Genomic DNA, 15,975 nt, shown 5'->3' with positions numbered 1-15,975 from the left:
TAACCGCCCGCGAGCCAGATGCAAACTGTCCATCACTGACACCGGCCATTGTGGCGAGGGGGCTTGCCCCCTCGCCACAACAGCCCACTCGCCAAAAGGAACATCGGCGCATTCAGGGTTGCAGGCGACAGCCTTGGCGTTCGCCAATCCATTGCACGCTGTTGCTGCGGCCCATACCGCTGACGGTCACGCGTTTGCTGGCGGCATCATCAATAAAACCGCTGGTGGGCAGCCACTGTTTTACATAGCTGTGGCAGTACTCCGCCTGGTTACCCATCACGTACCGGCACGAACAATACTCTTTGGCAGTGTAGGCGCTGATGATGTCGGGGAACGCCCACAACGCCACGCGCTCCTGCCAGACCCAGCCGAGCAAGGCGACCAGCAGTACCAGCCACAACGTGCTGAACGGCCGGTGACGAATGAAGTTGTTCATGGCTGCACCGCCCCGGCAAAGGCCTTGAGCGCAAGCTTGAGCAATTCGTTGTGCTGGTAACGCTCATCGCGATCATCGCCGTAGCGCACGATGACCAGGTTTTCACTGGGAATCACGTACAGCGCCTGTCCCCAATGGCCCAGGCCGGCAAAGGTATCGGCGGGGGCATCCGGCCAGGGTCGGACGGCGCCCTCCACCGCGCTATTGAGCCACCAATGGCCGCCGGGAACCGCATCGTCCTGATTGGCTTGATAGTGGGCGAAGGGTTCGCGGTTGAAGGTGACCCAGTCTTTGGGCAGCAGTTGCCGATCCCCCCAGCGACCGTCGCGCGCCATCAGAAGACCAACTCGCGCCAGGTCCCGGGCGGTGAGGTAGGCGTATGAGGAAGCGACGAAGGTGCCTGTGGCGTCGGTTTCCCAGACGGCGTGGCGAATGCCTAACGGCTCGAACAGCGCCGTCCATGGATAGTCCGGATAACGCGCCGGACCGACGATGTTTTTCAGCGCCGCGGACAACAGGTTGCTGTCACCGCTGGAATAGCGAAAGGCCTGGCCGGGCCGCGCGTATTCGTTGTGGTCGGCGGTAAATGCCGCCATGTCGTGATGACCTCGGGTGTAGAGCATCGCCACTACCGAGGACTTCAACGGGGCGTATTCGTAGTCTTCCTGCCAGTCCAGGCCTGAAGCCCAGTGCAGCAGGTCGGCCAGGGTGATCGCCGGGTGTTTTGCAAGTGGCGGATAAAACTTCAGCGCCGGGTCCTGGAGCTTGAACAGGCCTTCGCCGTAGGCGACTCCGAGGACCGTGGCCATCAGGCTTTTGCTCATGGACCAGGTCAAGTGTGGAGTGTCGGCCGTGGTCGGGCCGGCGTAGCGTTCGTAGATCAATTGGCCGTCGCGGATTACCAGCAAGGCGTCGGTGCGGACGCCTTGTCGGGTAGCGTCGTCGCGGGGCGGGAAGGCGTAAGTTTCCAGGGCTTGAACTGCTGGCCCCGAGACCGTCGGAGCCGTTGACCATTGCTCGGCAGGCCAGTGTTCGGCGTGGGCCGTGGAGCTGAGCAGCAGCATGAAAATCAGGGGCAAGCCTTTGAACATGGCGGGGGCTCGGAGGAATGAACCTGCAGAGCCTAGTCGAGGTTGATGACAGTTTTGGAGTTTGTGCCGCCTGTCAGGCCGTCTTCGCGAGCAAGCCCGCTCCCACAGGGGAACGCATTTAAAAATGTGGGAGCGGGCTTGCTCGCGAAGGGGCCAGTCAACTCAATGAAGATCCCGCGAGTGCTTTAGCCAACCGCTTCCCCCGCGCCCCCGCCGCCAGGTCCATCACACTCTGATCGCGCTGCCACATCGCCGCCCAATGCTGCGGGCCATCGACCAGTGCCTGGTTCACCTCAGCCTTGAGCCCCTCGAATTGCGCAAACAATCCCCCCAGCAGCACATGCCCGGCCAGATTGTTCGGCGCTTGCCGGCTGACTTCCGCGCACCCGGCCAACAGCGCCAGCAACCGCAATTGCAGGGCTTGCGGCCAGTCACTGTCCTGACCCACCCCATACAGCCACGCCGTCATTGCGCTCAGTACATAAATGTCTTCCAGCGTGCGGAACGGTTTGACATAGGCATCCCAGCCATCCCCGGCCAGCAATTCGCACTGGGCGTTGTCGAGAAACAACCGACCGTGGCTGATGTCCGGCATCAGCGCGATGGCCGGGAGTTTTTCCAGGCGCACGCCGGGTTCATCGGGATAGACCACCGCCAGACTCAAGCGCGGAGTTTCGCCGGGCCCTTCACTGCGCGCAGCAACCAGCAGCCAGTCGGCCGCATCGCCAGCGGTGACGAAATCTTTGCGCCCACTTACGCGCAAATCGCTCAGACGCGTCTGCATCTCCGCCACCCGCAGGCTGCGCTGTTCGGTGGCACACAACGCGCCGAGGCTCAGGGGCGCGCTTGGCCAGAGCATGCGCAACGCCGCCTGATACCCCACCAGAAACGCCAGCCCCGGCGTCGCCATCAGCCGCCCGCCGACCACCGCCAGTTCGAAGGGCGAGACCGTGCCCAACGTGTGCAACAAGGTCGCGAAACCCTCCGCCAGGTCCGGGTTGACGGGCAGGCGATCGCGGCGATTCAACAGGTTTTGCCAGGGCATAAGAGGCTCCTTGTGGGCTGTCATATAAGCATCACCAAAGCTTCATGGCGATGACACCGGGGCTACATAGCCTGACTTTGCACAACACGACTGCATAAAGAAAGTCGATCGGCTTGCAACCCAAGACGGGTGAACAGCCCGCACGGAGATTCCCAATGACTCAGATCGCCCGCATCAGCGACACCGGCAATGAACGCCGCCTGCAAGCCGAACGCCTGGTGGGCGCCGAGGCCTTGCAGGAAGCCCAGGCCTTGCGCTTCAACGTCTTCAGCGGCGAGTTCAACGCCAAGCTCAAAGGCGCGGAGCTGGGTCTGGACATGGACGACTATGATGTTCATTGCGCCCACATCGGCGTGCGTGACTTGAACACCGGGCGCCTGGTGGCGACCACCCGTTTGCTCGACCACACGGCGGCCAGCAGTCTGGGCAAGTTCTACAGTGAAGAAGAATTCAGCCTGCATGGCCTGGTCCATTTGAAGGGCCCGATCCTGGAAATCGGCCGCACCTGCGTCGACCCGGCTTATCGCAACGGCGGCACCATCGCGGTGCTCTGGGGCGAACTGGCCGAGGTGCTGAATCAGGGCGGCTACAGCTACTTGATGGGTTGCGCGAGCATTCCGATGCAGGACGGCGGGATTCAGGCCCACGCGATCATGCAGCGCCTGCGTGAACGTTACCTGTGCACCGAACACCTGCGAGCCGAGCCGAAAAAGCCGTTGCCGGTTTTGGACCTCCCGTCCAACGTGATCGCCGAAATGCCGCCGCTGCTCAAGGCCTACATGCGTCTTGGCGCGAAGATCTGCGGCGAGCCGTGCTGGGATGAAGACTTCCAGGTCGCCGACGTGTTCATCCTGCTCAAGCGCGACGAACTCTGCCCGCGTTATGCCAAACACTTCAAGGCGGCAGTCTGATGAGCCGGTTGCGGGTGTACGCGCGGATTGCGCGAGTGCTGATCGTGGTCGCACTGGGTTTGAGCATGGCCAGCGTGTTCGGGCTGTTCGAGCGTCTGGGCATTGCTCATTCGATGGTCCGCCGCCAGCGCTGGTCGCGGTTTTTCATGGCGCGGTTGAGCAACGCCCTGCCCTTTCGCGTGACGGTTCACGGGGAACTGCCGAAGGAGCCGATGCTGTGGGTCAGCAATCACGTGTCCTGGACCGACATTCCGTTGCTGGGCATGCTCACGCCGATGTCGTTTCTGTCCAAGGCCGAAGTACGCACCTGGCCGGTGGCTGGTTGGTTGGCGGCCAAGGCCGGCAGCCTGTTTATCCGTCGTGGCTCGGGTGACAGCCAGCTGATTCGCAAACAGATGACGCGCCACCTGGCGCAGGAACATCCGCTGTTGATGTTCCCGGAAGGCACCACCACCAATGGGCGTTCGTTACGTACCTTTCATGGCCGCTTGCTGTCAGCGGCGATTGATTCCGAAGTGAAGCTGCAGCCGGTGGCGATTCGTTATCTGCGTGACGGTGAACTCGATTCCCTGGCGCCGTTCATTGGCGATGATGATTTGCTGTCGCACTTGATGCGCTTGTTTGCCAATGATCGCGGGGAAGTGGAAATCAAAGTGCTCAAGCCGATTGCTTGCGAAGGTCGTGAGCGTGCGGCGCTGGCGTTCGAGGCACAGCAGTCGGTGCAGAAGGCGTTGTTTGGGGCGATACCTCAGGCGCAACCGGAACCGCTGCGGCCTGCAATCGCGGCCTGACACAAATCCCTGAACAAACGCCAATCCTTGTGGGAGCGGGCTTGCCCGCGATGACGGCTTACCATTCAGCGATGATGTTGAATGACAGACCGCAATCGCGGGCAAGCCCGCTCCCACAGAGGGTTATGGTGTTGGGTAGTTTTGCGCGAAATCCTGCAGCTGCGGATAAAACAACCGAAAGTCATCACTCAACGGCTCATACAAACCCCGCAATTCCTGCATCGCCCCCGCCAATTCCTCAGGCCGGGTCAACCGCCGCGAAATCCCCCGCAGCACCTGCTCCAGCACTCCAAACTCCTGATAAGAACCCAACCAGTCATTCGCCACCATGTGCGGCGCAATCATCGCCAGCCGTTCCGGCAATTGCGCCTCGGCGGACAGCACCCGATAGACATCCGAGGTGAATCGCTCCAGCGGCTGGTCCGAGTAGAGCGTCCAGTTCCGCGCCAGGCAGTGGTCGAAAAACACGTCGAGCACGATCCCGGCGTAACGCCGGCGTGTGATGGAAAACCGCGACAACGAGATATCCACCAACGGGTGGCGGTCGGTAAATACGTCGATGCTGCGATGCAACTGGATGGCCGCTTCGATCTCCGGGTCGAACTGCCCTTGCAGCCGTCCCTTGACGAAATCGCCATACAAACTGCCGAGCAATTGACCGGGGCGCTGGCCACCGAGGTGAAGATGTGCGAGATAGTTCATGAGCGCAGCTTAGCACTGCCCCTTTGTATGTTGACACTCAACGTATCGTTATAACCCGATATACCAATTTATGCGGTCGTCAGACCAAAATCATATTGGTATATCGCGAAGTAGCGATTTAAAGTTCGCCTCATCGCGATATAGCGTTTTACTCATCACGAGCCCAAACCCATGACCATCGACCTCGACGAAATAATAAAAGCCCTGGCACACCCAGTACGCCGAGACATCCTCATCTGGCTGAAAGACCCCAAGACCCAGTTCCCGGAACAGATCCACAACCACGAGTACGGCATTTGCGCCGGACAGATCGATCAACGCTGCGGCCTGTCGCAGTCGACCGTGTCCGCCCATCTGGCGAACTTGCAACGTGCGGGACTGATCAGCAGCCAGAAAGCCGGTCAATGGCACTTTTTCAAACGCAACGAGGACGTGATTCAGGCGTTCCTCGACGCCATCGTCAAGGAGCTCAGCGCTCCGACAAGGAACTGAACAATGCCCCTCTCGCTACTCATTCTGGCCTTGAGCGCCTTCGCCATCGGCACCACCGAGTTCGTCATCATGGGCTTGCTGCCCGATGTGGCGGCGGACCTCGGCGTGTCGATCCCCGGCGCTGGCTGGCTGGTGACCGGTTACGCCCTGGGCGTGGCCATCGGTGCGCCATTCATGGCACTGGCCACCTCCAGATTACCGCGCAAGGCTGCACTGGTAGCGTTGATGGGCATTTTCATCATCGGCAACCTGCTCTGTGCCATGGCCACCGATTACAACGTGCTGATGTTTGCCCGTGTGGTCACGGCCCTTTGCCATGGTGCGTTCTTCGGTATCGGTTCGGTGGTGGCGGCAGGACTCGTTCCGGCGAACAAACGCGCATCCGCCGTGGCCTTGATGTTCACCGGCCTGACCCTGGCCAACGTACTCGGCGTTCCGCTGGGCACCGCGCTCGGTCAGGAAGCCGGCTGGCGCTCGACCTTCTGGGCAGTGACCGTGATTGGTGTGATCGCGCTGATTGGCCTGATCCGCTTCCTGCCGGCCAAGCGCGATGAAGAGAAACTCGACATGCGCGCCGAACTGCGCGCCCTCAAAGGCGCCGGGATCTGGTTGTCCCTGAGCATGACGGCGTTGTTCGCGGCGTCGGTATTCACCCTGTTCACTTACGTCGCTCCGCTGCTCGGCGATGTCACCGGCGTATCGCCCAAAGGCGTGACCTGGACCCTGATGCTCATCGGCCTGGGCCTGACGGTCGGCAACATCATCGGCGGCAAGCTGGCCGACAAAGGCCTGGCCGCGACGCTGATCGGCGTCTTCATCTCGATGGCCGTGATCTCGACCGTACTGACCTGGACCAGCATCGCGCTGATTCCTGCCGAAATCACTTTGTTCCTTTGGGCCACCGCGTGTTTCGCCGCCGTGCCTGCCCTGCAAGTGAACGTGGTGACCTACGGCAAGGCCGCACCGAACCTGGTGTCGACCCTGAACATCGGCGCTTTCAACATCGGCAACGCCTTGGGCGCCTGGGTCGGCGGCAGCGTCATCGCCCACGGTTTCGGCCTGACCAGCGTGCCACTCGCGGCAGCAGCACTGGCGGTACTCGCCCTGCTGGTGACCCTGATTACTTTCCGTCAGCGCGGTAATCCCGAACTGGCCCCTGCGACTAACTGATACCTCACGAGGGTTGTACTGAAATGACGACTATTTTCGATCCGATCAAACTGGGCGACATCGAGCTGGCCAACCGCATTATCATGGCGCCACTGACCCGCTGCCGCGCCGACGAAGGCCGTGTGCCAAACGCGCTGATGGCTGAATATTACGTACAACGCGCCTCGGCCGGCCTGATTCTCAGCGAGGCCACATCGGTCACGCCAATGGGCGTCGGCTACCCGGACACCCCGGGCATCTGGTCCAACGATCAGGTGCGTGGCTGGTCCAACGTGACCAAAGCGATTCACGGCGCCGGCGGCAAGATCTTCCTGCAACTGTGGCACGTCGGCCGGGTTTCCCACGAGTCGTACCTGAACGGTGAAGCGCCGGTCGCGCCGAGCGCCATCCAGCCTAAGGGTCATGTCAGCCTGGTTCGCCCATTGGCCGACTACCCGACGCCGCGTGCTCTGGAAACCGCTGAAATCGCCGACATCGTCGACGCCTACCGCACCGGTGCCGAGAACGCCAAGGCCGCTGGTTTCGACGGCGTGGAAATCCACGGCGCCAACGGTTACCTGCTCGATCAGTTCCTGCAAAGCAGCACCAACCAGCGCACCGACCAGTACGGTGGCTCCCTGGAAAACCGTGCACGCCTGTTGCTGGAAGTGACCGACGCCGCGATCGAAGTCTGGGGCGCCGGCCGCGTCGGTGTGCACCTGGCTCCGCGTGCCGACTCCCATGACATGGGCGACGACAACCTGGCCGAGACGTTCACCTACGTCGCTCGCGAACTGGGCAAACGTGGCATCGCCTTTATCTGCTCCCGCGAGAAAGAAGCCGGCGACAGCCTGGGCCCACAACTCAAGGAAGCCTTCGGCGGCCCGTACATCGTCAACGAACGTTTCACCAAGGACAGCGCCAACGCCTGGCTGGCCAGCGGCAAGGCCGATGCGGTCGCCTTCGGCGTGCCGTTCATTGCCAACCCGGACCTGCCGGCACGCTTGAAGGCTGATGCGCCGCTTAACGAAGCGCGTCCAGAGCTGTTCTACGCCAAGGGCCCGGTGGGATATATCGACTATCCGGTAATGTAATTTTTATTAACAGCAAAAAGCCCCGACTCGAAAGAGCCGGGGCTTTTTTTATCAACGAAAAACAACAAGCCTATGCCCCCCTTAAGAACAACAAACTCTTCTCAGCGAAACAACCGCCAATACATTTGCGCTGGCTCACTTTCGACAGCGCCTTTACATTAATAAAACAAGAGCAGAGAAACAACTTTTGTAAAAACATCAACTGAGACAAGGAGCGCTCATCGTGCACAACTATGCAAAGACTGCACTGATCATCTTTACAACGTTTGCGTTTACCCCCTACGGCTTCGCCAAGTACGGGGATTATCAAACCATTGATGAATCCGACAACATCAACGACACGACCATTCACTACTATATTAAAAACCTGACATCGGAAGAATTAACGCTGTCTCGGCCATCGCAGAAGCAAACCGACCGAGGCAATGCGATTTCTGATTTCACGGTGCCCATTAACGCGGTACTGAATTTTCCCACGCACTATCCGGAACCTTTCAGATCAATTACCCGTGATAACCCTAGAATACTCACCGAAACGTTTGCCTATGCCTCAGGAAAAAAGGAATGCCAGTTCACCGCCACCATCAAGGTGACCGACCTTCTGAAACCTGCTCATTGGTCCGGCAACGGGAAGTCCATCGGTGTCGAACCGGCGGATTGTACGACAGACATCTTCGAAGTCATCAGTACTCTCCCCTATAGCTACAGCATTCAGTTCAGCCTTGAATAACTCATTTAATTCATATTCACCCTGGCCAAAAAAATTATGAACATGGTAAAAAAACTGATATTTGCACTATTAGCAACCTGCGCTCCTTTTTCCTATAGCTTGGCAGATACCGTAGTAACGATAAAAATCATCAACAATACATTCGGCACATTAAAGTTAAAACAGCACGGAGGACTCGAGGCAGAACTTAGCGCCCCCCTGACCAGCTTTAACATCGGCCCGGGCACCGAGGAATCGCTGGACATCCCATACCAGCGTGCTTTTACTTATGATCAGTCCGGCTGGCAACCCTCTCGAAAAAAAGTCGCGCCCATCAGTAATTTCATCGACTATGAAGTTAATGGATTTCGATGCCGTTTAAAAACGTTGATGAATGCTCCGGTTGGCTTTGGGGCACTGGAGCCCAGCTACAAACCGGCGTGGGAACAAACAAGCTCGGGACGGGGCACCTCGGGATATAGCTGCAATAGCTATATTTCCGAACGTCTGTCCAAGCCCCCGTTCAGCTACACCGTTGTTTTAACGTTCAACAAATGACCTGATGGGCGGCTTGGGGTGCCGTGATGCTTACAGCCGTTCACACACTCGACACAAAATCCCTACAAAATACGTAGCTCGCTACCTTTCATCCTGGCGAGCGTACGTATATAAAAGCACCCCTGTGCATCGAGGCGAGCCTTGAAGGATCAAAGCTCGCCTTAATGGTTGACACAACCGGATCCAATTAAGCATTTTGTTTCATTTGCGCAGGCTGGGGCTCAAACGCAGCATGTCCAACCCTGCATTGACCCAACGCTCGGCCTCGGTGTGCAGTTGAAAACTGTCGGGGGCCAATAGCCATTGGTAAAGCATGCCATCGATGTAGGCGTGCAGGCTGATGGCCGCACGGGCCGTGTCGAGGTCCTCGGGCATTTGCCCCCGATTCACCGCATTACTCAGGGCCAGGGCGATTCGCACATTGCAATCGAGGCTGACCTCACGACGTTGCTGACGCAGGTCGCACATTTCATCGGTGAATTCGCACTTATGAAACAAAATCTCATTGATGCGTCGGGTTTTCGGGTCCAGGGCAACTTGATGAAACAAATGAATCAGCAGTTTGCGCATGCAGCCCAGCGGATCGAGTTCATCTTCGCTTTCACTGGCCCTGGCCATTTCATCCAGCGGCTCTTTCAAGCTATCCAGCATCGCCTGCACCAGGTCCGCCTTGTTGCTGAAATGCCAGTAGATGGCTCCGCGAGTCACGCCGGCCAGGGTCGCGATGTCCGCCAGCGTCGTACGCGCCACGCCCCTTTCATAAAAGGCTTTCTCTGCTGCTTCCAGAATCTGGCTGCGGGTTTCTTGAGCTTCCTCTTTGGTACGACGGACCATGGCAGTAAAACCTCAATCAGGGTGCTTCAGCGATGTCTGAACAGCCGCTGAACAAAAGTGGGGCGAGCGCTCTCGGGTCTCGTCCCCCGGCTTACAATTCGAACCTTTGACGGGCGTTGGTAACAGGGTGGATACGCAGTCAAGGTGTTTACAAACAACCATGAACGTAAGTATATTCCTTAGCAAGCTACTTATCCACCCGGCACTCATTTTTTACCCTTCCACATTTCTTGTGCGTTTCTTGCGCGCCTGACCCGAGGATTTTCATGCAATTCAAGCCAGCTGTTACCGCTCTGGTCGCCGCCGTCGCCCTCGCATCACTGCTCAGCGGATGCAAAAAGGAAGAAGCGGCACCCGCCGCACCGCCTCCTCAGGTCGGCGTGGTTACCCTGCAACCTCAAGCCTTTACCCTGACGTCCGAGCTTCCGGGGCGCACCAGTGCGTTCCGCATTGCCGAAGTTCGCCCACAGGTCAACGGCATCATTCTCAAGCGTCTGTTCAAGGAAGGCGGCGACGTCAAGGCCGGTCAGCAGCTGTATCAGATCGATCCGGCCGTTTATGAAGCTACGCTCAAAAGCGCCGAAGCCAACCTTCAACAGACCAAGTCGATCTCCGACCGCTATAAGCAGCTGGTCAACGAGCAGGCCGTCAGCCGTCAGGAATACGACACGGCGCTGGCCAATCGTTTGCAATCGGAAGCCTCCCTGCAATCCGCTCAGATCAACGTGCGTTACACCAAGGTCTACGCACCGATCTCCGGTCGCATCGGCCGCTCGAACGTGACCGAGGGCGCGCTGGTCAGCAACGGCCAGGCCGACGCCATGGCGGTGATCCAGCAACTCGACCCGATTTACGTCGACGTCACCCAGTCGTCCGTCGAGCTGCTTGAGCTGCGTCGCGAACTGGAAAGCGGTCGCCTGCAAAAGGCTGGCGACACGTCAGCGGCGGTCAAGCTGACCCTCGAAGACGGCAGCGAGTACAAGCAGGAAGGCAAGCTTGAGTTCTCCGAAGTCTCGGTTGACCAGACCACCGGCTCCGTGACCTTGCGTGCCGTGTTCCCGAACCCGGATCACACGCTGCTTCCAGGCATGTTCGTGCACGCCCAGCTCAAATCCGGCGTGAACGCCGCCGCGATTCTGGCGCCGCAACAAGGCGTGACCCGCGACCTCAAAGGCACACCGACCGCACTGGTCGTGGGCGCTGACAACAAGGTCGAACTGCGTCAGCTCAAGGCCAGCCGCACCGTCGGCAGCCAATGGCTGATCGAAGACGGTCTGAAAGCCGGCGATCGCCTGATCACCGAAGGACTGCAATTCGTCAAACCTGGCATTGAAGTCAAAGCCAGTGAAGCGACTAACGTTGGCGCAAAGAACCCGGCCCCCGCACAGGCAGCTGACAAGGCTTCCAGCGGCAAAGGGGAGTAAACCATGTCGAAATTTTTTATCGACCGTCCGATTTTCGCCTGGGTAATTGCCCTGGTGATCATGCTGGTCGGGGCACTCTCGATTCTCAAACTCCCGATCAACCAATACCCGAGCATTGCGCCTCCGGCCATTGCGATCCAGGTGACCTACCCAGGCGCGTCCGCACAAACCGTGCAGGACACCGTGGTTCAGGTCATCGAACAACAGCTCAACGGTATCGATAACCTGCGTTATGTCTCCTCGGAAAGTAACTCCGACGGCAGCATGACCATTACCGCGACTTTCGAGCAAGGCACCAACTCCGATACCGCGCAGGTTCAGGTCCAGAACAAACTGAACCTGGCCACCCCGCTGCTGCCGCAAGAAGTGCAGCAACAGGGTATCCGCGTGACCAAGGCCGTGAAGAACTTCCTGTTGGTGATCGGCGTGGTGTCGCGCGACGGCAGCATGACCAAGGACGACCTGTCCAACTACATCGTGTCGAACATGCAGGACCCGATCTCGCGGACCGCCGGTGTCGGTGACTTCCAGGTCTTCGGTTCCCAGTACGCGATGCGTGTCTGGCTCGACCCGGCCAAGCTGAACAACTTCAACCTGACGCCCGTGGACGTGAAAGCGGCTATCGCCGCGCAGAACATCCAGGTGTCCTCCGGTCAACTGGGCGGCCTGCCGGCTGCGCCTGGCCAGCAGTTGAACGCCACCATCATCGGCAAGACCCGTCTGCAGACCGCCGAGCAGTTCAACAAGATCCTGCTCAAGGTCAACAAGGACGGTTCGCAAGTGCGTCTGTCCGATGTCGCCGACGTAGGTCTGGGTGGTGAGAACTACAGCATCAACGCTCAGTTCAACGGTGCTCCGGCCTCCGGTCTGGCGGTGAAACTGGCCAACGGTGCCAACGCCCTCGACACCGCGAAAGCGCTGCGCAACACCATCAACACGCTCAAGCCGTTCTTCCCGCAAGGCATGGAAGTGGTCTTCCCGTACGACACCACCCCGGTGGTCACCGAGTCGATCAAGGGTGTGGTTGAAACCCTGGTCGAAGCGATCGTGCTGGTGTTCCTGGTGATGTTCCTGTTCCTGCAAAACTTCCGCGCCACCGTCATCACCACGATGACTGTGCCCGTGGTATTGCTGGGTACGTTCGGCATCCTCGCGGCGTTCGGTTTCAGCATCAACACCCTGACCATGTTCGGTATGGTGCTGGCCATCGGCTTGCTGGTGGACGATGCCATTGTCGTGGTGGAAAACGTCGAACGGGTCATGAGCGAAGAAGGCTTGTCACCCAAGGAGGCCACCAAGAAATCCATGGGGCAGATCCAGGGTGCGTTGGTCGGTATCGCCCTGGTGCTGTCGGCGGTACTGTTGCCGATGGCGTTCTTCAGCGGCTCCACGGGCGTGATCTACAAGCAGTTCTCGATCACCATCGTCTCGGCCATGGCGCTGTCCGTGTTGGTCGCACTGATCTTCACCCCGGCCCTTTGCGCCACCATGCTCAAGGCGATTCCGAAAGGCGAGCACGGCACACCGAAACGCGGCTTCTTCGGCTGGTTCAACCGCAGCTTTGACCGTGGTGTCAAAAGCTACGAGCGTGGCGTCGGCAACATGCTCACGCACAAAGCGCCGTACCTGCTGGCCTACCTGATCATTGTCGTCGGCATGATCTGGCTGTTCACCCGCATTCCAACGGCGTTCCTGCCGGAAGAAGACCAGGGCGTGCTGTTTGCCCAGGTGCAAACCCCGGCCGGCTCCAGCGCCGAGCGCACGCAGGTGGTGATCGATGAGATGCGCTCCTACCTGCTGGATAAGGAATCGAGCGCTGTAGCCTCGGTCTTTACGGTCAACGGCTTCAACTTCGCCGGTCGTGGCCAAAGCTCGGGCCTCGCGTTCATCATGCTCAAGCCGTGGGATCAGCGGGATGCGGAAAACAGCGTGTTCAAACTCGCCGCCCGCGCCCAGCAGCACTTCTTCACCTTCCGCGATGCGATGGTGTTCGCCTTCGCGCCACCGGCGGTACTGGAGTTGGGTAACGCCACCGGTTTCGACGTGTTCCTGCAAGACCGTGCCGGTATCGGTCACGAAAAGTTGATGGAAGCTCGCAACCAGTTCCTCGGCATGGCGGCGCAGAGCAAGGTGCTCTATCAGGTGCGTCCGAACGGCTTGAACGACGAGCCGCAATACCAGTTGGAAATCGATGACGAGAAGGCCAGCGCCCTGGGCCTGACCCTCTCCGACATCAACAGCACCCTGTCGATTGCCTTGGGCAGTAGCTACGTCAACGACTTCATCGACCGTGGTCGGGTGAAGAAAGTCTACGTGCAAGGTCAGCCCAATTCGCGCATGAGCCCGGAAGACATCAAGAAATGGTATGTGCGTAACGCCGCAGGCACCATGGTGCCCTTCTCGGCCTTCGCCAAGGGCGAGTGGATCTACGGCGCGCCGAAGCTTTCGCGTTACAACGGCGTAGAAGCCATGGAAATCCTCGGTGCTCCGGCTCCGGGCTACTCCACCGGTGAAGCCATGGCGGAGGTCGAAGCCCTGGCGAAGAAACTGCCGGCCGGTGTCGGTATTTCCTGGACGGGCCTGTCGTACGAAGAGCGACTGTCCGGCTCACAAGCGCCCGCGCTGTACGCGTTGTCGCTGCTGATGGTGTTCCTCTGCCTGGCGGCGCTGTACGAAAGCTGGTCGATTCCGATCGCGGTGATGCTGGTGGTGCCTTTGGGGATCATCGGTGCACTGTTGGCCACTAGCCTGCGGGGGCTCTCCAACGACGTTTACTTCCAGGTGGGTCTGTTGACAACCATCGGTCTGGCAGCGAAAAACGCCATTCTGATCGTCGAGTTCGCCAAGGAACTGCATGAGCAAGGGCGTAGCCTGCGTGAAGCGGCAATCGAAGCATGCCGGATGCGTTTGCGACCGATCATCATGACCTCGCTGGCCTTCGTCCTCGGTGTGGTACCGCTGGCGATTTCCACGGGCGCAGGTTCAGGTAGCCAGCATGCGATCGGTACGGGCGTTATTGGCGGTATGATCACCGCCACGGTCCTGGCGATCTTCTGGGTCCCACTGTTCTTCGTCACCGTGTCGTCGATTGGCCAGCGCAAAAAAGCCGATCAGGACGATGCAATTGAACCTTCTAAAGAGGCTGGCCAATGAGCAAGTCGCTACTCTCCATCGCAGTTGCCGCCTTCGTGCTGAGCGGCTGCTCGCTGATCCCCGATTATCAGCAGCCTGATGCACCGGTGGCAGCGCAATACCCGCAGGGCCCGGCGTACTCGTCGGCCCAGGCGCCTGCACAGGCCGCCGCCGAACAGGGCTGGAAGCAGTTTTTCCATGACCCGGCACTGCAACAGCTGATCCAGGTCGCCCTGGAAAACAACCGTGACCTGCGTGTTGCGGCCCTGAACATCGACGCGTTCGCGGCTCAATACCGCATCCAGCGTGCCGATCTGTTCCCGGCGGTTTCGGCCAATGGCACCGGCAGCCGTCAGCGCCTACCGGCACGTGCTTCGCAGACCGGCGAAGCGGGTATCACCAGTTCCTATTCGGCTACGGTCGGGATCAGCGCTTATGAACTCGACCTGTTCGGTCGGGTTCGCAGCCTGAGCGAAGAAGCCCTGCAGCAGTACTTCGCTACCGAAGAAGGTCGTCGCAGCACGCAAATCAGCCTGGTGGCCAGCGTGGCCAACGCCTACCTGACCTGGCAGGCGGACAAGGAACTGCTGAAACTGACTCAGGACACCCTTGGTGCATTCGAGGAGAGCTACAAGCTCACCTCGCGCAGCAACGAAGTCGGGGTCGCCTCGGCCCTGGACCTGGCCCAGTCGCGTACCTCGGTGGAAAACGCCCGGGCACAACTGGCCAAGTACACCCGTCAGGTCGCGCAGGATGAAAACAGCCTGGTGCTGCTGCTCGGCACTGGCATCCCGGCCAATCTGCAAGCCGCCAAGCCACTGGCTGACGACCTGCTGAGCGACGTGCCGGCCGGTCTGCCATCGGACTTGCTGCAACGTCGTCCGGATATCCTCCAGGCCGAGTACAACCTGAAAGCGGCCAACGCCAACATCGGCGCGGCACGGGCGGCGTTCTTCCCGAGCATCAGCCTGACGGCCAACGCCGGGACCTTGAGCCCGGACCTGTCCGGTCTGTTCAAAGGCGGTTCGGGCACCTGGTTGTTCTCGCCGCAGATCAACCTGCCGATCTTCAACGCCGGCAGCCTGCGCGCCAGCCTGGATTACTCGAAAATCCAGAAAGACATCGGCGTGGCGAACTACGAGAAGTCCATTCAAACGGCCTTCCAGGAAGTCGCCGACGGCCTGGCTGCCCGCCAGACCTACACCGATCAGTTGCAGGCGCAGCGTGATTTCGTCACCGCCAACCAGGACTACTACCGTCTGGCCGAGCGTCGCTACCGTATCGGTGTCGACAGCAACCTGACCTTCCTCGACGCCCAGCGTCAGCTGTTCAGTGCGCAACAGGTGCTGATCACTGATCGTCTGGCGCAGCTGGTCAGTGCGGTCAATCTGTACAAGGCATTGGGTGGTGGCTGGAACGAGCAGACGGCGAAAGTCGAACCACAGAAAGAAGAAGCGCCGAAGATGAAGTTGTTCTGATAGCGCTGTGAAAACATCAAGCCCACCTTTTGGTGGGCTTTTTGTTGGCGGCTGGAAAAGGTGTGTTGTCAGGGCTGGCCCCTTCGCGAGCAGACTCGCTCCTACAGGGGATCTGTATTTGCCAACAAT

At 59.5% G+C, this 15,975-nt stretch carries 15 protein-coding genes; 10 read left to right on the top strand and 5 right to left on the bottom strand.

Features of this window, described 5'->3' with window-relative positions:
• Positions 1 to 112: 112 nt before the first annotated feature.
• From ACA053_RS06380 to ACA053_RS06370, 3 genes are all read right to left on the bottom strand, one after another.
• Positions 113 to 436 carry an amidase gene (locus tag ACA053_RS06380; protein WP_497316127.1) on the bottom strand — a complete coding sequence of 108 codons (324 nt, stop codon included), beginning with the start codon at positions 434 to 436 and terminating at the stop codon, positions 113 to 115.
• Complete coding sequence (locus ACA053_RS06375) at positions 433 to 1,527, bottom strand: serine hydrolase domain-containing protein (protein ID WP_497394761.1); 1,095 nt, start codon at positions 1,525 to 1,527, stop codon at positions 433 to 435. The genes ACA053_RS06380 and ACA053_RS06375 overlap by 4 nt, the downstream gene beginning before the upstream one ends.
• Positions 1,528 to 1,684: 157 nt before the next feature.
• On the bottom strand, positions 1,685 to 2,572 hold the full coding sequence (locus tag ACA053_RS06370) for an acyl-CoA dehydrogenase middle domain-containing protein (RefSeq protein WP_497394760.1): 888 nt from the start codon (positions 2,570 to 2,572) through the stop codon (positions 1,685 to 1,687).
• Positions 2,573 to 2,727: 155 nt separating this feature from the next.
• On the opposite strand from ACA053_RS06370, the gene olsB reads away from it, so the two are divergent.
• On the top strand, positions 2,728 to 3,483 hold the full coding sequence (gene olsB / locus ACA053_RS06365; protein ID WP_010462503.1) for an L-ornithine N(alpha)-acyltransferase: 756 nt from the start codon (positions 2,728 to 2,730) through the stop codon (positions 3,481 to 3,483).
• Positions 3,483 to 4,274 carry a lysophospholipid acyltransferase family protein gene (locus tag ACA053_RS06360; protein ID WP_109628336.1) on the top strand — a complete coding sequence of 264 codons (792 nt, stop codon included), beginning with the start codon at positions 3,483 to 3,485 and terminating at the stop codon, positions 4,272 to 4,274. Before olsB ends, ACA053_RS06360 begins: the two co-directional genes overlap by 1 nt.
• Before the next feature lie 123 nt (positions 4,275 to 4,397).
• On the opposite strand, the gene ACA053_RS06355 is transcribed toward ACA053_RS06360, so the two are convergent.
• Positions 4,398 to 4,976, bottom strand: coding sequence for an acyl carrier protein phosphodiesterase (locus ACA053_RS06355; protein WP_497316117.1), 579 nt, complete (start codon positions 4,974 to 4,976; stop codon positions 4,398 to 4,400).
• A 171-nt stretch (positions 4,977 to 5,147) separates the two neighbouring features.
• On the opposite strand from ACA053_RS06355, the gene ACA053_RS06350 reads away from it, so the two are divergent.
• The 5 genes from ACA053_RS06350 (at position 5,148) to ACA053_RS06330 (ending at position 8,978) form a co-directional block, all read left to right on the top strand.
• Positions 5,148 to 5,468: an ArsR/SmtB family transcription factor gene (locus ACA053_RS06350; RefSeq protein WP_109628334.1), complete on the top strand. Its 321-nt coding sequence runs from the start codon at positions 5,148 to 5,150 to the stop codon at positions 5,466 to 5,468.
• 3 nt (positions 5,469 to 5,471) lie between these two features.
• Positions 5,472 to 6,638 carry an MFS transporter gene (locus ACA053_RS06345; RefSeq protein WP_497394759.1) on the top strand — a complete coding sequence of 389 codons (1,167 nt, stop codon included), beginning with the start codon at positions 5,472 to 5,474 and terminating at the stop codon, positions 6,636 to 6,638.
• A 23-nt stretch (positions 6,639 to 6,661) separates the two neighbouring features.
• On the top strand, positions 6,662 to 7,711 hold the full coding sequence (locus ACA053_RS06340) for an alkene reductase (protein ID WP_109628332.1): 1,050 nt from the start codon (positions 6,662 to 6,664) through the stop codon (positions 7,709 to 7,711).
• 223 nt (positions 7,712 to 7,934) lie between these two features.
• Positions 7,935 to 8,441, top strand: coding sequence for a hypothetical protein (locus ACA053_RS06335; RefSeq protein ID WP_497394758.1), 507 nt, complete (start codon positions 7,935 to 7,937; stop codon positions 8,439 to 8,441).
• 36 nt (positions 8,442 to 8,477) lie between these two features.
• The gene (locus ACA053_RS06330) at positions 8,478 to 8,978 is read left to right on the top strand and encodes a hypothetical protein (protein ID WP_497394757.1); all 501 of its coding nucleotides are present in this window, start codon (positions 8,478 to 8,480) and stop codon (positions 8,976 to 8,978) included.
• A 201-nt stretch (positions 8,979 to 9,179) separates the two neighbouring features.
• Here ACA053_RS06330 and emhR read toward each other — a convergent pair whose 3' ends face one another.
• Positions 9,180 to 9,812, bottom strand: coding sequence for an efflux system transcriptional repressor EmhR (gene emhR / locus ACA053_RS06325; protein ID WP_497316111.1), 633 nt, complete (start codon positions 9,810 to 9,812; stop codon positions 9,180 to 9,182).
• Between the two features lie 266 nt (positions 9,813 to 10,078).
• Between emhR and emhA the strand changes: the two genes are divergently transcribed.
• The 3 genes from emhA to emhC are packed head-to-tail and all read left to right on the top strand — an operon-like array spanning position 10,079 to position 15,846.
• Complete coding sequence (gene emhA, locus ACA053_RS06320) at positions 10,079 to 11,236, top strand: efflux RND transporter periplasmic adaptor subunit EmhA (protein ID WP_497394756.1); 1,158 nt, start codon at positions 10,079 to 10,081, stop codon at positions 11,234 to 11,236.
• A gap of 3 nt (positions 11,237 to 11,239) precedes the next feature.
• Positions 11,240 to 14,389, top strand: coding sequence for an efflux RND transporter permease subunit EmhB (gene emhB / locus ACA053_RS06315; RefSeq protein ID WP_497394755.1), 3,150 nt, complete (start codon positions 11,240 to 11,242; stop codon positions 14,387 to 14,389).
• A complete protein-coding gene (gene emhC, locus ACA053_RS06310) occupies positions 14,386 to 15,846 on the top strand; it encodes an efflux RND transporter outer membrane subunit EmhC (RefSeq protein ID WP_497394754.1) in 1,461 nt (486 codons plus the stop codon). Before emhB ends, emhC begins: the two co-directional genes overlap by 4 nt.
• The last annotated feature ends 129 nt before the right edge of the window (positions 15,847 to 15,975 follow it).

The organism is Pseudomonas sp. LBUM1672 (assembly GCF_059695655.1).
The sequence above is the reverse complement of the archived record's forward strand: the minus strand, read 5'-3'. Positions and strand labels throughout refer to the sequence as shown.